18 protein-coding genes are annotated in these 17,127 nt (G+C 28.4%); 11 read left to right on the forward strand and 7 right to left on the reverse strand.

Going from position 1 to position 17,127, the window contains the following annotated elements; genetic code table 11:
- Positions 1-132 precede the first annotated feature (132 nt).
- Positions 133-1,569: a S41 family peptidase gene (locus I0K12_RS21505; protein WP_196890247.1), complete on the reverse strand. Its 1,437-nt coding sequence runs from the start codon at positions 1,567-1,569 to the stop codon at positions 133-135.
- A gap of 121 nt (positions 1,570-1,690) precedes the next feature.
- Between I0K12_RS21505 and I0K12_RS21510 the strand changes: the two genes are divergently transcribed.
- The 4 genes from I0K12_RS21510 to I0K12_RS21525 are packed head-to-tail and all read left to right on the forward strand — an operon-like array spanning position 1,691 to position 3,720.
- The gene (locus tag I0K12_RS21510) at positions 1,691-2,200 is read left to right on the forward strand and encodes an RNA polymerase sigma factor (protein ID WP_196890248.1); all 510 of its coding nucleotides are present in this window, start codon (positions 1,691-1,693) and stop codon (positions 2,198-2,200) included.
- Positions 2,187-2,624: a hypothetical protein gene (locus I0K12_RS21515; RefSeq protein WP_196890249.1), complete on the forward strand. Its 438-nt coding sequence runs from the start codon at positions 2,187-2,189 to the stop codon at positions 2,622-2,624. The genes I0K12_RS21510 and I0K12_RS21515 overlap by 14 nt, the downstream gene beginning before the upstream one ends.
- A gap of 5 nt (positions 2,625-2,629) precedes the next feature.
- Entirely contained in the window at positions 2,630-3,154 is a 525-nt protein-coding gene (locus I0K12_RS21520) for a DUF4252 domain-containing protein (RefSeq protein ID WP_196890250.1), read from the forward strand.
- Positions 3,154-3,720: a DUF4252 domain-containing protein gene (locus tag I0K12_RS21525; protein WP_196890251.1), complete on the forward strand. Its 567-nt coding sequence runs from the start codon at positions 3,154-3,156 to the stop codon at positions 3,718-3,720. Before I0K12_RS21520 ends, I0K12_RS21525 begins: the two co-directional genes overlap by 1 nt.
- Before the next feature lie 61 nt (positions 3,721-3,781).
- Here the strand turns inward: I0K12_RS21525 and I0K12_RS21530 are convergent, their stop codons facing one another.
- Positions 3,782-5,125 (reverse strand): S28 family serine protease, encoded by a 1,344-nt coding sequence (locus I0K12_RS21530; RefSeq protein ID WP_196890252.1) that lies wholly within the window; start codon positions 5,123-5,125, stop codon positions 3,782-3,784.
- Positions 5,126-5,298: 173 nt separating this feature from the next.
- Here I0K12_RS21530 and I0K12_RS21535 point away from each other — a divergent pair, with 173 nt between their 5' ends.
- The 6 genes from I0K12_RS21535 (at position 5,299) to I0K12_RS21560 (ending at position 11,001) form a co-directional block, all read left to right on the forward strand.
- The gene (locus tag I0K12_RS21535; RefSeq protein WP_196890253.1) at positions 5,299-6,300 is read left to right on the forward strand and encodes an ornithine cyclodeaminase family protein; all 1,002 of its coding nucleotides are present in this window, start codon (positions 5,299-5,301) and stop codon (positions 6,298-6,300) included.
- 3 nt (positions 6,301-6,303) lie between these two features.
- The gene (locus I0K12_RS21540; RefSeq protein WP_196890254.1) at positions 6,304-7,389 is read left to right on the forward strand and encodes a proline racemase family protein; all 1,086 of its coding nucleotides are present in this window, start codon (positions 6,304-6,306) and stop codon (positions 7,387-7,389) included.
- 535 nt (positions 7,390-7,924) lie between these two features.
- Positions 7,925-9,271: an FG-GAP repeat domain-containing protein gene (locus I0K12_RS21545; RefSeq protein WP_196890255.1), complete on the forward strand. Its 1,347-nt coding sequence runs from the start codon at positions 7,925-7,927 to the stop codon at positions 9,269-9,271.
- Between the two features lie 155 nt (positions 9,272-9,426).
- On the forward strand, positions 9,427-9,861 hold the full coding sequence (locus I0K12_RS21550) for an SRPBCC domain-containing protein (RefSeq protein WP_196890256.1): 435 nt from the start codon (positions 9,427-9,429) through the stop codon (positions 9,859-9,861).
- Positions 9,862-10,398, forward strand: a complete 537-nt coding sequence (locus I0K12_RS21555; RefSeq protein ID WP_196890257.1) for a Crp/Fnr family transcriptional regulator — start codon at positions 9,862-9,864, stop codon at positions 10,396-10,398.
- 57 nt (positions 10,399-10,455) lie between these two features.
- Positions 10,456-11,001: a DinB family protein gene (locus I0K12_RS21560; RefSeq protein WP_196890258.1), complete on the forward strand. Its 546-nt coding sequence runs from the start codon at positions 10,456-10,458 to the stop codon at positions 10,999-11,001.
- A 122-nt stretch (positions 11,002-11,123) separates the two neighbouring features.
- Here I0K12_RS21560 and I0K12_RS21565 read toward each other — a convergent pair whose 3' ends face one another.
- Positions 11,124-11,681, reverse strand: coding sequence for a pseudouridine synthase (locus tag I0K12_RS21565; protein WP_196890259.1), 558 nt, complete (start codon positions 11,679-11,681; stop codon positions 11,124-11,126).
- 24 nt (positions 11,682-11,705) lie between these two features.
- A complete protein-coding gene (locus I0K12_RS22190) occupies positions 11,706-13,427 on the reverse strand; it encodes a WYL domain-containing protein (protein ID WP_196890260.1) in 1,722 nt (573 codons plus the stop codon).
- A gap of 64 nt (positions 13,428-13,491) precedes the next feature.
- Between I0K12_RS22190 and I0K12_RS21575 the strand changes: the two genes are divergently transcribed.
- Entirely contained in the window at positions 13,492-14,151 is a 660-nt protein-coding gene (locus tag I0K12_RS21575) for a DNA alkylation repair protein (RefSeq protein ID WP_196890261.1), read from the forward strand.
- A 276-nt stretch (positions 14,152-14,427) separates the two neighbouring features.
- On the opposite strand, the gene I0K12_RS21580 is transcribed toward I0K12_RS21575, so the two are convergent.
- The 3 genes from I0K12_RS21580 to I0K12_RS21590 all read right to left on the reverse strand — a co-directional run bounded on the left by I0K12_RS21580 (position 14,428) and on the right by I0K12_RS21590 (position 16,937).
- Complete coding sequence (locus I0K12_RS21580) at positions 14,428-14,958, reverse strand: hypothetical protein (RefSeq protein WP_196890262.1); 531 nt, start codon at positions 14,956-14,958, stop codon at positions 14,428-14,430.
- A 277-nt stretch (positions 14,959-15,235) separates the two neighbouring features.
- Positions 15,236-15,526, reverse strand: a complete 291-nt coding sequence (locus tag I0K12_RS21585) for a hypothetical protein (protein ID WP_196890263.1) — start codon at positions 15,524-15,526, stop codon at positions 15,236-15,238.
- A gap of 871 nt (positions 15,527-16,397) precedes the next feature.
- Positions 16,398-16,937, reverse strand: coding sequence for a hypothetical protein (locus I0K12_RS21590; protein WP_196890264.1), 540 nt, complete (start codon positions 16,935-16,937; stop codon positions 16,398-16,400).
- Positions 16,938-17,127: the final 190 nt, after the last annotated feature.

Below are 17,127 nucleotides of genomic sequence, written 5' to 3' on the forward strand. Positions count from 1 at the left end.
CTTAATAATGAATTAAATTTGCTCAAGACTTCGGAGGTTTAGGATTATTTTTTGGTAGAAACAAAACTATAACCTTTTGAAGTCTTTTTTTATCTTATACAATTTTAATCGTGATAATGTTTACTAAATATTTTATTCTTTCAAATCAACATACATTTGTTCGAATAATGGTGCATGTTTTCTAGAATTATCTACTTCTTCTACAAATTCATAAGCACGTCTATTTCCTTGTACTAAATCTTCTCCAGTAATTTCTTCTAATGCTAATGCTAATAAAACATCACCAATAGTTCCTAAATCTCCAAGTGAACCAGGTGATTCTTTATAAAAAGTATCTGGTGAGATTCCTTGTGGGAAATTTTGACCTTGAGAATTTTCAATTGCTAAAACAATTGGTTGCATCGCCCATTTATGATTTGGATTTGCTCCATCTCTACCATAATTTTGAGAATCATATAAAGTAATAGAACCAACATATTTTCCTCTTGTTACATCACCAATCTTTTTAACAGTAATATAAGGTAAAAGAGAATTAATCAATAATTCACTTGCAGAAGCTGAACCATTTGAAGTTAATACATAAACTTCGCTTAAATTTAAAGATTGAAGTGCAGTTCCGTCTGTCATTTGATCAACAAATCTATTTTCTAAAGAACTTGGATTATTATTTTGAAAATAATCTTGAACTTCAGAATTCCATTTCTCTTGACTTGCAACTTGCCCAGTAAATTGTCCAGTAATTAAACTTGCTAAATAAGTTGCAGTTCTAACAGATCCTCCTCCGTTATATCTTAAATCTAAAACTAAATCTGTAATTCCAGCAGCTTTTAATTCTGCAAAAGCATTATTTAATTGTTTATCATAAGAACTTACGAATCCATTATACATTAGATAACCAACTTTCTTCCCTCCCATTTCAATAACTTCATTGATTAAAATAGGATTTTCATCTAACTCTACTTTTGTAAGACTTGCTTCTTCTCCATTTTCTTCAGGGTTTCCTCCGTTATAATCATGAGCAAAAGAAATAGTATAAGTATCATTATCAAATAACAGATCTCTATAATTTGATTCTGTCATATTAGTTCCATTTACTTTTGTAAAAATCTGTCCTCTACTAATATTTTTACTTGCAGCATCAGAATTAGGAATTACATAAATTACTGCTCCATAAAGACGAGTAGGATCATTTTCATATCTATACAAACGAAATTCCATTCCATTTGATTTCGAAATTCCTTGAAAAGATTTTTCTAAAGCAATATAATCATCTACAATCCAAGACCACTTATCTGAAGTTCCTCTTTGGTAAAGTAAAGATTCGAAAACTTCGTTTGGTCCTCCGGTAGATTCTAAGAATTGATTTAATTCATTTTGACTTGAAAATCGATCATTTGCTAAATTTGGAACATCATCTTTCCAAAAATAATAACTATTCAAACCTTTCCAGATGAAATTTTGTACTTCTAAATTAGAAGGTACATTATTTGAGGCACCATCATCATCATTATTACAGCTTACCGTTAAAAACAGTACTAAAGCCCCAAGTATTAAACTTAATTTCTTCATTGTATTGACTTATTTTTTTGATTATTTTTTTGCAATTTAAAAAAAATATCAATTATTCTGTTACAAATAACTAACATCGTCGTTTAATTATTGTATTTGCAGTGTTAAAATGCTTTTTATAATGAAACAAAGTGAATTTTTAAAATTAGTAATGCCTTTTAAAGATAAGGTTTTCAGGGTAGCAAAAAGAATGTTAGTTTCTACAGAAGAAGCTGAGGATGCTACGCAAGAGTTATTCTTAAAACTTTGGAAAAACAAAAAAAGTATTCCTAAGTATAAAAATTTAGAAGCATTTGCGATGACCGTAACAAAAAATTATTGTTTGGATAGGCTAAAGTCAAAGCAAGCTGGTAATTTAAAATTAGTTCATAGTAACTATAAAGAGAAGGAAACACCATTAGAAAAGAAAATCGAAACAAACGACGCCGTCTCTAAAGTTCATGAAATAATAGAAGGATTACCAGAACAACAGAAATTAATCGTACAATTACGAGATATCGAACAATATGAGTTTCATGAAATCGAAGAAATGCTAAACATTAAACAAACGGCAATACGAGTATCATTATCAAGAGCAAGAAAAACAATCAGAGAAGAACTTATAAAACAACACAATTATGGAGTTAGCTAACATAGAAAAGTTGTTGGAAAAATACCTTAATGCGGAAACAACAATTCAAGAAGAAAATCAACTTAGGAATTATTTCAAAAATGACGATATTGCGCCTCATTTGGAAGAATACAAACCTTTGTTTAGTTATTTTGAAGAAAGTAGAAATGACAGCTTCGCTCAAGACCTTCGTCTAAACACTAGTAACAAAAAAGAAACGAGATGGAAATGGATGAGTGTGGCAGCAATGTTGATACTTTTTGTTTCAGCTTACACTTTTATTAATAAGAAGAAAGAATATGAAGCAAGAGAAGCTTATGCTCAAACTCAAGAAGCTTTACAGCTTATTTCTAAAAACTTAAATAAAGGTCAACAAATCGCTCTAAATCAATTGGGAAAAATAGAGCACAATCAAAGTAAAATATTTAAAAACCCAAAACAGTAAAAAAAATGAAAAAATTAGTTTTAATAGCAATATTATTTATATCAGGTATATCTTCTGGTCAATCAAATCTTTTTTCAAAATTTGACGATAACCCAGAAATCACGAAAGTAGTCGTAACAGAACATATGTTTAAATTAATGAATTCTATTTCTTCTGAAAGTGAAGAAGGAAAAGAATATTCAGATTTGATCTCAGGAATTAAAGCATTAAAAGTCTATACAACTGACGATCCTGTGATTTCAAAAGATATGAAATTGGAAGTAGAAAAGTTTTTAGCCAATACAAAATTAAAAGAATTAATGCGTATTGACGAAAAAGACGTTCAAGTAAAATTTTATTTTGCTGAAGGTAAAGATGAGGATCATGTGAAAGAATTATTCATGTTTGTAACTAATACAAATGCAAAATCTGATCAGGAAACTGTTATCTTATCTTTAGAAGGTGATATTGACTTGAAATCAGTAGCGAAACTTACTAGCCAGATGAATATTTCTGGAGGTGAGCATTTAAAGAATCTAAATAAAAAATAATGAGAAAATTAGTCACAAAATTCACTTGGTTATTTGTTATTGCTTTTGTAGCAATGTCATGTAGTTCAAAACCAAGCTTACAAAAATTCTTCGTGGATAATCAAAACAATGATAATTTTATTGTTATTGATATTCCTTCGAGTACTTTATTAAATTTCTCGGATGACATTACGGAAGACGAGAAAAAAACAATTCAATCTTTTAGAAAAATCAATGTTTTAGCTTTGCAAAATGATGAAAACAAAAACGAAGCTTTATACGATTCTTCAAAAAAGTCTTTAAAAGAGATTTTCAAAGATGAGAATAAATACAAACCTTTAATCCAAACTACTTCAAAAAAGGGAAGTTTTGATGTTTATTTTGAAGGTACGGACAAAAACATTGATGAAGTAATTGTTTTTGGTTATGAAAAAAATATGGGACTTTTAGTAGCAAGAGTTATCGGAGATGATATGAATCTTGGAAAGATTACGAAAGTTATCAATAAAATCAAACCAAATGAAGATGGAATGAATTCTCTAGGGAATTTATTAAAACAAAATATCGATTTAGATAAAATAAAATAATCTGAATTTTATAAAATTAAAAAGGATTGCAACAATGCAATCCTTTTTTTGTTTGGAAAAACTAATTATAAAGTGGATAAATTGCAACCTCATCTCCTAACCACTCTTTTAACTTAGCATATATTTTATCCTGATCTTCTTTCGTAAAATCTTTAATTCTCGTTCCATGATGCGCTCCTTTTAAAACCATCATCAAATAATCCACATTTTTCTTAGGATTTGGCGCACAAGCATACCAAGTATCAAATTCTCCATAAATATAAATTACACGATCTCCTTTTTTCTCAATATAATTACGAACTTTCTTAATATAATTTGGATCATATGAAACAGGAATTTCTTCTGGAATAAAATTCATAAAACTTGGATCATGTGCATATTGCAAAAGGTCTTTAACAGGCGAAGTATCTAATTTATAATAACCATAAACTGTTTGATGTTCATAATTAGAAGGAAGATAAGCATCCGCACCTTGATCACTATAAAAATAAAGCCCTGAAACTTTCATTAAATGATTAAAAACCTCATCAACATTATTAGTAGAAGTTGGAATAGATTCACAATCTGTAGACCATTGCCAAAATGAGAAAGAATATTCAAGAACAGCATATTCAAAAGCTTCTTCAAGAGACATGGTATTAAAAGTCCAATTTTTATTTTGAACATAATCTCTAGATTTCGAAATCAACGTTTCACGCATTGGTTCTTCTAAAAGCATGCGTTGAAAATTCTTAACCTTTTCTCTACATTCTTCTGTTCCAACAGTATTAATATGATCATCCGTTCTTTTATCTGAAGTTGTATGAATTAATGGCGCAACATACGGCACATAAACATCAATATCTTTTGGATATTTTGTTCGGTAAATTAAAGTATTCTCTCCTCCTTTGCTAACTCCAGATGCAATCCATTTTCCTTTATAAATATTTTTAAATTTTGTTACAATTCGATGATAATCTTCAATAGCTTCGGCATTATGAAGATATTTCCAATTAGGATTTTCAGGCCTTGATTTTCCATAATAACGATATTCTACAACAATCTGATTTCCTTTCGTAATTTTTGCTAGCTCTCGATCTTTATCATAAATCCAATAACCTGAAGTTTCTAATAAAGTTGGTTTATTATAATCTGCGTGAGAAACAATAATTCGTTGTTCCAAAGTTCCTTCTTTTGGATTTTCATGACTTAAAGGTTGCGAAATATAAACTTCATATTTTTCAGTAAAATGAGAGTCAGAAGCAATATCTAAAGCTTTAATTTTTGCAGAAGGAAATTCTTTTAAAATTTGTTCTTGAAGTGTGAGTTCTTTAGCATTTTCGGTAGAAACTTTTTTTATAGCACAACTTTGCAGTAATAGAACTGTAATTATAAAATAGAAGAAATTAAGACGTTTTAAATTCATATTAATATGGAATATTTAAGTTTTGTGTAAAATTAACGTCAGAAGCATCGTATTTCTTGTATTATTTTATCAATAATCAATACAAAATTAGCAAGAAGTATCATTTTTATAAAGAATCACATTGTTTTGATTATTTTAGGAAACATCTATAATACTGAAAAACTAATAATAATATGGACAAAGTTCAATTGATTGACGAAAAGTTCATTGAAGCAAATACAGACTTTAAAGAACTTATTCAATATTTACAAAATTCCTTTGCCAAGTTTTCCGCTTTGGTTCCTATGAGACATCATCACGATTTTCCGAATCCGAAAGCTGGAACAAAATCTACACTTTTATTAATGCCTGCATTTGTACCAAGTGAAGAAGCTGGAGTGAAAATTGTAACTGTAAACCCAAAAAATTCTGATTACGACTTACCTTCTATACACGGAACATATATTTATTTAGACGCACACAAAGGAACTGTTAAAGCTATAATGGATGGAAAATCTTTAACAGCAAAAAGAACTGCTGCAGCTTCTGCCCTAGCTTCTAAATTTTTATCAAAAAAAGATTCTAGTTCCCTTTTAATGATTGGAACTGGAGCTTTATCCAAAAATTTAATTTTAGCACACGCAAGTGTCCGACCTATAAAAGATGTTTATGTTTATGGAAGAGACATCCGAAAAGCACAAAAAGTTTGTAAATCACTAGAAAACGAATCTTTTAAAATGCATTTTGTAAAAGAAATCTCGGATGTAATTTCAAAAGTTGATATAATTAGTTGCGCTACACTTTCTGTAGAACCTTTAATTCATGGAGAAGATTTACAAAAAGGTCAACATATTGATTTGGTAGGTTCTTATAAAAGAAATATGCGTGAGGCAGATGATGAGGTTATGCGAAAAGGTGAAATTTTCGTAGATACTATTGAAGGTGCAACAAAAGAAAGTGGCGATTTGATAATCCCTTTAGAAGAAAACATTATTTCTTTAAATGACATCAAAGGAACTTTAAATGATTTATGCACGGAAAGTAATATTGGAAGAAATTCTGATGATCAAATTACAGTTTTTAAATCTGTAGGTCATGCTTTGGAAGATCTTTCAGCGGCTTCTTATTATTATAAAAACTTCATGCATTCGATAGCTTCAAAACAAATTGCTGAAAACAATATTTTTAAATCTTAAAAAATGGAAACATCTACAATAAAAAATACTACGTATCAAAATATTTTAAACAATAAAGAATTCAAAACTCCTGAAGGTTGGCTGGAAATAAAAACAATCGATATGCACACTGGTGGAGAGCCTTTAAGAGTGATTATTGATGGTTTTCCTGAATTGGAAGGAAATAACGTTTTAGAATATAGAAGATATGCGAAAGAAAATTTTGATTATCTACGAACTACATTAATGTTTGAACCAAGAGGTCATGCAGATATGTACGGATGTATTCTTGTTCCACCAAATGATGATGAAGCTGATTTCGGAATTCTTTTTCTTCATAATGAAGGTTATTCTACAATGTGTGGTCATGCAATTATTGCGATTTCTACACTTGCAGTTCAAATGAATTGGATAAATGTGCAAGAAGGTGATAATGAATTAAAAATTGATGCGCCTTGTGGTAGAATTATTTCTTACGCAAATGTAAAAAACGGTGAAGTTACAGGAGTTCGTTTTCATTGCGTTCCTTCTTTTGTTGTTGGTTTAGATAGAGAAGTTGAGGTTGAAGGAATTGGTAAAGTTCGTTATGACTTGGCTTATGGCGGTGCTTTTTATGCTTATGTAGATTTTTCTAGAAATGATTTTAAAATAGATTTAAGTCCTGAAAACTATAGAGCTTTAATTCAAAAAGGAATGGATATAAAACATGCTGTTATGGAAAATGATAAAGAAATTCTGCATCCGTTTGAAAAAGATCTAAGTTTCTTGTATGGAACTATATTTATTGATGCATCTGAAAAAGAAAATATCGATAGTAAAAATGTTTGCATTTTTGCCGAAGGAGAAGTGGATCGCTGTCCTACTGGTTCTGGAGTTTCTGGAAGAATGGCTATTCATGAAGCTAGAGGTGAAATGAACATTGGTAGTCCTAAAATGAAAATTGAAAGTATTACAGAAAGTGTTTTTTTAGGTTCTGTTGTAGATAAAGTTGATTTCGGACCTTTCCAAGCAGTAATTCCTGAAGTAGAAGGAACTGCTCATATTACAGGGATGAATACTTTCGTAATTGATCCAAAAGACCTGATGAAAGACGGATTTATTTTAAGATAAAGATTTAAAACTCTCATATAAATGGGAGTTTTTTTTATTAAAAATTTCTACTTTGATTTTCAAATATTTAAAACCTCAACTTTTTAAATCTTAATTATTGAATTCGTAATATTCTTCAATAAATAAAGTATTAAATTATAAATCTAAAAATTCATCTTCGAAACTCATTAGATAGAATTAAATTTTTAAACCATAATTTTGATAATAGTTTATTTTTATTAAATATTCAAGTGTTTTTAACTTTTTTAAAATGATTAAAATTGTAAAAACAATTCGTTTAAATAGAAACTTCAAGGATTTTTAGTAGAATAATTTTCAACCCCAATTCACTCAAAAAGGTTAATCAACTATTTAGATTCTTTGTAAATAATTACAGTTTTAAATATTGATTTTCAACTTATTACAAATAGTTACTTAAAAATATAACGGAAAAAGGTTAAGGCTAAACTTAATAATTCCATTTAGATTTGCGTATCGAATTTTGAGAAAATGATGATGTCTCAAAAAATAAATAATTTCGAAAAAAGCAAGAAAAATGAAATCGGTTTTAGTCATTATTATGTTTAGTTCTTTTTGGGTTCTAAATGCACAAGAATTGGCATTTGAAAAAGTTTTACCCAAAAAAGAAAAATTTGCTATTGAAAATGTAAAACTAGGTTGCAGTGCTTATTCTGATATGGATAATGACGGAGATTTGGATTTGTTTGTAATTGGGCAAAGCTCCAATAAATTGGTTGGCTATATTTATAAAAATCTTTTTATAGAAACAGGAACAGCGGATTTTAAAAGAATCAAATGTTCTAAAAATAGTCTGTTTGATGGAGCTATCAATGGTTCGGTTTCTTTTGGAGATATTAATAATGATGGTTTGGAAGATCTACTAGTTACAGGAAAAGCAGATACTAATATTTCAAAAATCTATTTAAACAAATCAAGTGAAAATTCTATTTGTTTTAAAGAATTAGTTTTTGATAAAAAAAATGAAATCACACCAGTTTTTCTGAGTTCAAGTTCTTTTTTTGATTTTGATAATGATGGAGATTTGGACTTAATCTTATCTGGAATGTCTGAATCTGGAGAAGTGACAAAATTGTATAAAAATCATTTTATAGAAGAAAAAAATGTACGTTTTGAAGAAATTTTTCAGCATCAAGGTTTGAGTGTTTTTAAAGCAATTTATAATGGGAAAATTATAGTGAAAGATTTGGATAATGATACAAAAGAAGATGTTATAATCTCTGGTTTATCACATATGTATGGTGGAAAAATAATTTCTATTTATAAAAATAATTCTACGGAAACTGAAATGTCTTTTACAGAAATATTAAACAAAAATGGAAATAGTTTAATTCAAGGAAATGAAAAGGAAATTTTTGTGGAAGATTTAAACAATGATCAAAAGGCGGAGTTTATTGTAAAAGATAAATTCTTTAAAAATCAATTCATTGTTTACCAAAATAATTCAAAAAACAATCAATTAATTTTTAATAAATCAAATGTAAGTTTTAACTTTCATTCTATTGAAAAAACAAAATTTTATTTCTCGGATTTAAACAAGGATTCTCTAACTGATATTATTCAAATTACAGAAAATCAAAAGGGAGAAACTGTAACAGCTATTTTTTATAATTATTCGGAACAAAATTTCTTACAGTTTTCAAAAGTCAATCAAATCCAACAATTAAATAATATCAAAAATAATCATATTCTATTTTTTGATTTTAATAATGATGGTTCAAAAGATTTGTATGTATACGGAAATACAAATTTCAAATCAAAAGGAACTTTATATAGTAATGAAACTAAAAAATTACAGAATAACCGTAATTCTTTAAGTGAAAATATTAAAGTAAATCCTACTAAAAAAATCGTAACCAATTAATATTCATTCATAATTACAAGTCAATTTTTTCTAATTAGTTTTGAACAGCTAAATCTAAAAATTTAGCTGTTTTTTAATATTATACAAACAGTTTTCTAATAAATTTCCTTGTAAAGTTTCGTAATTTAGTTGTTCACTCTAATCCAATTAAAAATATGAAACATATCAAAACAGAAATCATTATTGATTCAAGTGCTGAAAAAATATGGAATATTTTAATGGATTTTAAAACCTACTCTATTTGGAATCCTTTTATTGTGAAAATAAATGGTATTAAAAAAGAAGGTAAAAAATTGAAAGTAAAAGTTCAGTTTAAAAATGGCAGAAAAATGAATATTCGTCCGACTATTACTGAATATGAAGAAAGAAGAAAACTTCGCTGGCTTGGCAGTTTAGGTGTAAAAGGTGTTTTTGATGGAGAACATTATTTTTGTTTAGAGCCAATTGAAAAAGAAAAAACTAAATTTATCCACGGAGAAAAATTTACTGGAATTTTAGTAGCTACTGCAGGAAAAACACTTGAAAGTGCACGTCATAGTTTTGAAGAAATGAATCTGGCTCTAAAAGAAAAGTGTGAAAACAATGGATAAATGAATTTAATTCAAACATTAGAAAAAAAACTTAGCGAAGAAAACAAATGGGAAAAGACAATTTCTTATGAAAGAAATGAAATAATTACTTTTCAGAATTCAATAGACACAAATCTTTATTTTATTGAAAATGGAAGTGTTCGAATTTTTATAGAAGATGAAGATTCTGAACATACAATTCGTTTTGGATATAAAAATAATTTCATCACGGCTTTAGATTCTTTTATTTCGGAAAAACCAACGAATTTCACCATTCAAGCGCTCAAAAAATCTAACCTAAAAGTTATTTCTAAAGAAAATTATATCGCTTGGATGCATAGTTCTACAGAGCTTCAAGAACTTTGGAATGTACTTTTACAGCAACTTATTTTACAGCAATTAGAAAGAGAACAAGATTTACTAATCAAATCACCTTTAGAAAGATACAAACGTGTTTTGGATAGAAGTCCAATTTTATTTCAAGAAATTCCACACAAATTTATTGCAAATTATCTTCGAATGAGTCCAGAAACTTTATCTCGCCTGAAAAAATATTGATTTCAATCAAGTTTAGTTTACTTGAAAAATGCGACTTTTGTACAAAATAGAACTGAAATGAAACTTAAAGCGGAAGACTTACTAAAGGAACTGGAAACATATACGAAGCAAAATATTGAAACTGCTGAAAAACTAAAACAACTGGATTTGGATACTTTGCAAAAAAGAGCAAATCCGAGTACATGGAATGCTTTGGAGTGTTTTGAGCATTTGAACATGTATGGTGTTTTTTACAATCCTGAAATCAAAAATAGAATTGAAAATGCAAAACATTCTTTTGTTGATGAATTTAAAAGTGGAATGATCGGGAATTATTTTGCAAAAAGTATGCTTCCGAATGAGAAACAAAGTAAAATGAAAACTTATTTAGATAAAGATCCTAAATATAAAGAGTTGGATAAAAATACTATTTCTGTTTTTATAAAGCAGCAAGAAGAAATGCTGAAAATTCTTAAAAGTTGTAGAAAAGTGAATTTGACAAAAACGAAAACGGCAATTTCTATTTCTACTGTTTTAAAACTAAGATTGGGTGATACTTTACGTGTTGTAATTTATCATAACATTCGCCATATAGAACAAGCTAAAAGAGCTGTGGGGATTTAATAACCACCCCTAGCCCCTCCTTTTTTAAGGAGGGGAATATAATTTACAATGGGCGCACTTTAGTAAAGTGCGTCCATTGTTTTTAGTATTTATATTGTCACAAATTTTAAAAGGTGATTTTTTTAAATAAAAATCTCTTCTACACTTCCTGCGTCTAAATCTTTGATGGTAATATCTCCGATACGAACTCGAACTAAACGAAGGGTTGGAAAACCAACAACAGAAGTCATTTTTCGAACTTGACGAAATTTTCCTTCTGAAACAGTGATGGATGCCCAAGAAGTTGGTCCATGTCTTTCATCACGAATTTTCTTTGCTCGTTTTGGTAAAGTTGGAATATCGATTTTAGATGCTTTACAAGGTTTTGTCTTGTATTTATCTTTGTTCACCGTGATTTCTACACCATCTCGCAATTGCTGAATTGCTTCCTCCGTAATTACTCCATCTACTTGAACATAATATTCTTTTTCTACTTTTTTGCTTCGAATATCATTACTGACTTTTCCGTCCGTGGTAAGTAAAAGTAAACCTTCAGAATCTTCGTCTAAACGCCCAATAGCCATAGTTCCCTCAGGAAAATCGTAAAATTCTCCAAGAAGTTTTTTCTTTCTTTTAAGTTCGTATTTAAATTGACTTAAATATCCGTAAGGTTTAAATATTTTAAAATGTTTGTGTTCCATGCTTCATTTAAAAAGGCTGCAAATTTAATAAACAAACAGCTCTTCCCAAACTAAATTATTTGGTAAAAATTCTGAACAAAATTCTAAATGAATTACTCTTCTTCTTTTCTTTGTTTCCGATTTTAAAGAACTATGTAAAATCAAAGGTTTCATCAAATGAACTCCACCTGCATCAACATTACAATGATGTGGAATACTATTTTGTGTGATTGCTTTTACCTCAGCATCTTCCAAACGTGTTTTGTGCGAACCAGGAATTACTTTTAAAACTCCATTTGAATCATCAACATCATCTAAATGAATTCGGACTGTAAATGTATTTTGTAAAATTTGCTCTGGCGGACAAACACTGATTACCTCTCCTTTTTTTGTCCAACCATAATAACCATCTGTTTCTTTTTTAAATTTCACATTAATCATCGCATCTTGATGCCATGGAACAACCCAATTAAATTTTTCAGATTTATCAAAATAAATTGCTTTTGTCAAAACAGCACGTTCATCAATTCTTTCCAGAAGATTTCTCAAATTTCTATTGAACAAAATCCCTTTTAAAGTCGGTACTTTTTGTAAAAGTTTTCTTTGTGCATAAACTTTCTCGTTTTTAGTAATTCCTTCTTTTTCTAAAACTCCAATAATTCTTCTTAATTCATTTGTAGTATAAACCTTCTCTAAAACACTAAAACCTTTATGTTCTAATTGCTTCGTTGCTGTTCTGTAGGTTTTATCATTATGATTTCCATGATACGATTCGACAGCATTTAACAATCGATTTTTAATATTTTTTCTTAAACGATAAGGTTTTATCACATGAATAGCTTCACCAAAAGCTAAAATTTCTTTTTCCAACTCAAAATTATGTTGCACATTTAGGCTTATTGTAATTCCAAAACGATCTTGGTCAATCATTTTCTGAGAACTATGCAGCGGTTTTGTCAATACATATGGAGCATGTTTTCTCACCACATATAAAACCACTTTTTCTGCAGGAAGACTTGGACTTACAGTTACACCAATCACATCTTTAAAATGGGTTTCTGGATCAAAATTATTTGCCTCTTGAAAAGGAAGTTCACTTTTAGAAATACTTAAAATTCTATCCAAAGCTAAATTCAAAACACCTTCACGTTTTTTTCTTTGTCCGAGAATAAACCAACGATTTCGAAATTCTTTTAATAAATAAGGGTAAATTGTAAAAGTTTCTTCATTTCTGGCTTTAAAAGATTTATAAGTAATATCCAAAGATTGTTTTTGAATAATCGCTTTATACAAAACATCTAAAAATTTTAATCCACGAAGATTCTCATTTTTTTCAAAATCAATTACAGGTTTCTTCTGCGTTTTTGCAGCATAAATTTGATCCTCCAATTTCTGAACCATCGAATTTAAATCTTGAAAATGCGAAAAACCTTGAAACTGTTTCATGAATTCTACAGCTTCGGTTAACTTATCCAAATCTTGATTGGAAATTGGAATATTCGTAATACTATATTCTTCATCTTCATACGTATAATATTTTCTTTCCAAAACGATAATTGGTGCATTATAACCCAATTTATCACTTCGCATGGTCTGAATATCTCCTTGAACTGTTCTTTTACTTACTCCTTTGTCAATTCCTTCATATTCGTATAAAGCATCCGAACAAGCATCTACCAAATCATCGATAGTCCATTTTCGAAATCGATTTTGCAAACATTGATCAATTGTTTTATAGCGAATAAGTGCGTTTCTATTAGCTGGCATTTTATTATTTTTGATACAATAATAGTAATTTATTAGCTTTACAGCGATTCTTAAGAAAAATAAAATGGAAATTTCACCAATTTTAGAAAAATTCAAATCTGTATCCAACGAAGAAATTGCTTTGCAACAAAAAGCATATATGAAAAATTTATTTTCTTTTTTTGGCGTAAAATCTCCGCAACGAAAAGAAATTCAGAAGTTTTATTTTAAAAAAGAAAATTTGCCAAGCAAAGAAGAAGCTAAAAAATTGGTTTCAGAACTTTGGAAACAGCCAGAAAGAGAATGTCAATATTTTGCACAGGAATATTATTTGAAGTTTAAAAAAGATTTTTCAGAAGACGATATTTTATTTTTTGAAGAATTAGTTCTAACAAAATCTTGGTGGGATACTGTAGATTTTATCGCAGCAAATTTGGTTGGTTCTTATTTTTTAAAATTCCCAGAAAAAAGAAAAGAAATTACTTCTAAATGGTTGGCTTCTGAGAATATTTGGTTGAAAAGAACTGCTATTTTATTTCAATTAAAATATCGAGAAAAAACAGATACAGAACTGTTGGAAAATGCAATTCATTTGAGTAATGGAACTAAAGAATTTTTCTTGAATAAAGCTATTGGTTGGGCTTTAAGAAACTACAGCAAAACAAATCCTATTTGGGTGAAAGAATTCATTGAAAAAACGGAACTTTCTAATCTTAGTGTAAAAGAAGGAAGTAAATATTTGTAAGGCTTAGATTAATTCTACAAATAATCAAACGCTAGCGCTCGAATCCTTTCGAGTGATATGCAGTGATAAAACAAAGTTTTAAATATAAAACCCCATACTTTATTAATTTTAATGTATGAGGTTTGTTTTTTGGGTAGCTAGTACGGCAGCTAATGCAATCGATCACTAACATCTTTCGTTATGAGAGGGCAATCTGTAACTATTTCTAACAGCACAGACTGTTCCAACAAGCACCCTTATATGTCGAACTAATGGCCAAAATCAAGAGTTTTATTTTCAATTAAATCTGTTTTTTTCTAATTTATTTTTAATATTAGAATCAATAACTTGTAAATATTCATCTAAAACTATTACAATTGAATCATTAGGCATTTTTTCAGGGTAACCTATCACTCGAATTTCTTTAAGTGAATCTTTTTCTTTAAATAAAATACGCCTTACAAGACCTTCACTAATTCTATCCCAGTAAATGTTCTTTAATTCTTGATTTTTTAATGAAAAAATATATTTTTTCATTTTTTTCATTTGAATATTTTCAGGTATAGAATCAACAATATTTCCATTTTCTATTCTTAAAAAAGATTTATTTTTATATAAGTGAAGTATTTTAGGATGAATTGTATTTAACTCCATCAGTCCATAATATACAAGAGCAATCATGTCATTATTTGATTCAATCTCTGAATTTATTGTATCTGATAAACTAATATTTTTTTTAAGATTATTAGTCAAACCTTTCGATTTATTTTTACAATTACAAAATATCATTAAAATCAAGAAAATACTCAATAAATTTTTATTTTTCATAATAACTTATTTTCTAAAGGTACCTAAAAATACTTCCCACGCTGGTGCGAGTTTGTAACTCGTACCCTCACAGATTGTATTCTTTTCATTTCTCTTATTTACAATTTTCAACTTCAAACAATAATACAAATTTTTAACACAAACAACTCACGATTCTTAATTAAAAATCTGTAATTAAGAGTTATAAAATACTGAGTTTGTTTTTTTAGTAGCTGGTACGGCACTATACAATCAGTCGCTAACGTCTTTCGTTATTCATTCGAGGACGAGCGGGGGATTATTTTATCTTTATAACCCTAAAATAATTAATTTCATTAATATTATAATGATCAATCTTTCCATCATCATATTTAACGATTAAAAAATCATCTGTTATACTTATTTTTTCTGCTATCCCATTAACTTCTTTACCTATATTCATATAGACTAACACTGGCTCATTATATAGTACATTTTCATTTGTACAGGAGTAAAGCGATAATACTCCACAGAATATTATAATTTTAAAGATTTTGTGTAACATTCCCGCTTTCAGTGGTTTCATTTGATTGTGTATTATCTGTTTCATATTGTATATTAAGATAAAAGTTAATTTTTCCTTTTGAACGTTCTAATATTGTAGGAACTGTATTTGTTGTTGTAATCTCATTAGTTTGACTTTTTGAATTTGTTTCTATCAACTTAAAACTTATATTTACTTTTGCTGATGCTTTTCCAAAAATAGTTTACCACACTGATACGAGTTTATAACTCTCGTACCCTTTCAATCTGAAAATTTATCATTTCTCTTCTTCATAACTTTTAATCTCAAACAATAATACAAAATTTAACATATAAAATCAGTATTCTTAATTAAAAATGCTGGTTTGGTTTTATTGAGCAACTGGTTCAGTACTCGATACAATCGAGCACTAGCAATCAGTCGTTATTCATTCGAGGACTTACGGGGGAAAAAAATATATTTCCATATAAAAACAGACAATAATGTTCCTAAGAAATAAGATAAAAATCCTTTAAAAAAAACTATATTCTCCCATATCCTTACACTAGAATTAAGAATAATCCATAGTAGTATAAAAAGGAGTAAACATATTACACCACTAAAAAAATAAAATCTATATCCAGCAATCCAATAATTTATATTTCTTTTAAATAATATATATAATATTACAATTGGCAGAAATGATAATGACAATGAGTATGAGAATAAGTCAATTACAATATTTTTAAATAAAAAATTATCTTGAAAAAAACTAAACAAAATACTATTTATTAGTGAAATCATTAACCATAAAATTATAAATTTTAAAAATATATTTTTCATCCTTTACTTCTATTTCTAGCTATTTCAACTCCTTTATTTATTGAATCTTTATCTCTCTGTTCATCTCCATCACCCTACACTTGCGCTTGATTTTTTCGAGTACCAAACGGGCTAGTTATTTAAAACTGATAGAATCTGAGCTTGGGAATATTATATACGAATTATTAACATTCTTTTTATTTACATAAACGTCAAATTTTTCATCTACAATTTTTACATTTTTTGATAATTTTTTAACATTTAAATTTTCAATTATATTACCATCTACTTCATATTTAAATGAAATGTTTTGATACCCCTTTTCTAAATCTATACTCATTGGCAAGGAAGTTAATTTATAAAAATCTAAACTATCAATTATTGGCTCTGAAGGAACAAAAGATGAAGACATAGCATATTTAGAATCATAATATACATAATATCTTTCACCTGTATACAAAGTAGGTGAAAATGATGTTTGTGATCTTTTCCCTTCATATTTCTTACCATTAACTTCATAAGTCCATGTAACATTATATCCTACATATAATTCTGCAGTTGTTCTTACTCCATTTTCTAGTCTATTGAAATAATTTTCTTTTGATTGATAAATTATAGTAAATAAAACTATACCCACCAATATTAACTCCAGTCCTTTATTTTTCTCTACTTTCATTTTGTTTGTTCCGTTGTTTCTTTTTTTACAACTGTTTTCCGCTATCGCTCGGATCCTTTCGTATAACTAGGAAACCGGCTACCTCAGCTTTTAATATTTCTATGAAAATAATTATACAATATTACGTGAATTCTTATGAAAAAACTTTGTTAGATTTAAAACACACCCCTCGCCCCTCTCAAGAGGGGAA

The sequence above is a fragment of the Aureivirga sp. CE67 genome (assembly GCF_015767245.1).
Lineage (GTDB): Bacteria > Bacteroidota > Bacteroidia > Flavobacteriales > Flavobacteriaceae > Aureivirga.

Excerpts from the sequence above, each read along its gene's own strand:
- I0K12_RS21505 (WP_196890247.1), bottom strand. The coding sequence starts at position 1,569 with ATGAAGAAATTAAGTTTAATACTTGGGGCTTTAGTACTGTTTTTAACG.
- I0K12_RS21510 (WP_196890248.1), top strand. The coding sequence starts at position 1,691 with ATGAAACAAAGTGAATTTTTAAAATTAGTAATGCCTTTTAAAGATAAG.
- I0K12_RS21515 (WP_196890249.1), top strand. The coding sequence starts at position 2,187 with ATGGAGTTAGCTAACATAGAAAAGTTGTTGGAAAAATACCTTAATGCG.
- I0K12_RS21520 (WP_196890250.1), top strand. The coding sequence starts at position 2,630 with ATGAAAAAATTAGTTTTAATAGCAATATTATTTATATCAGGTATATCT.
- I0K12_RS21525 (WP_196890251.1), top strand. The coding sequence starts at position 3,154 with ATGAGAAAATTAGTCACAAAATTCACTTGGTTATTTGTTATTGCTTTT.
- I0K12_RS21530 (WP_196890252.1), bottom strand. The coding sequence starts at position 5,125 with ATGAATTTAAAACGTCTTAATTTCTTCTATTTTATAATTACAGTTCTA.
- I0K12_RS21535 (WP_196890253.1), top strand. The coding sequence starts at position 5,299 with ATGGACAAAGTTCAATTGATTGACGAAAAGTTCATTGAAGCAAATACA.
- I0K12_RS21540 (WP_196890254.1), top strand. The coding sequence starts at position 6,304 with ATGGAAACATCTACAATAAAAAATACTACGTATCAAAATATTTTAAAC.
- I0K12_RS21545 (WP_196890255.1), top strand. The coding sequence starts at position 7,925 with ATGAAATCGGTTTTAGTCATTATTATGTTTAGTTCTTTTTGGGTTCTA.
- I0K12_RS21550 (WP_196890256.1), top strand. The coding sequence starts at position 9,427 with ATGAAACATATCAAAACAGAAATCATTATTGATTCAAGTGCTGAAAAA.
- I0K12_RS21555 (WP_196890257.1), top strand. The coding sequence starts at position 9,862 with ATGAATTTAATTCAAACATTAGAAAAAAAACTTAGCGAAGAAAACAAA.
- I0K12_RS21560 (WP_196890258.1), top strand. The coding sequence starts at position 10,456 with ATGAAACTTAAAGCGGAAGACTTACTAAAGGAACTGGAAACATATACG.
- I0K12_RS21565 (WP_196890259.1), bottom strand. The coding sequence starts at position 11,681 with ATGGAACACAAACATTTTAAAATATTTAAACCTTACGGATATTTAAGT.
- I0K12_RS22190 (WP_196890260.1), bottom strand. The coding sequence starts at position 13,427 with ATGCCAGCTAATAGAAACGCACTTATTCGCTATAAAACAATTGATCAA.
- I0K12_RS21575 (WP_196890261.1), top strand. The coding sequence starts at position 13,492 with ATGGAAATTTCACCAATTTTAGAAAAATTCAAATCTGTATCCAACGAA.
- I0K12_RS21580 (WP_196890262.1), bottom strand. The coding sequence starts at position 14,958 with ATGAAAAATAAAAATTTATTGAGTATTTTCTTGATTTTAATGATATTT.
- I0K12_RS21585 (WP_196890263.1), bottom strand. The coding sequence starts at position 15,526 with ATGAAACAGATAATACACAATCAAATGAAACCACTGAAAGCGGGAATG.
- I0K12_RS21590 (WP_196890264.1), bottom strand. The coding sequence starts at position 16,937 with ATGAAAGTAGAGAAAAATAAAGGACTGGAGTTAATATTGGTGGGTATA.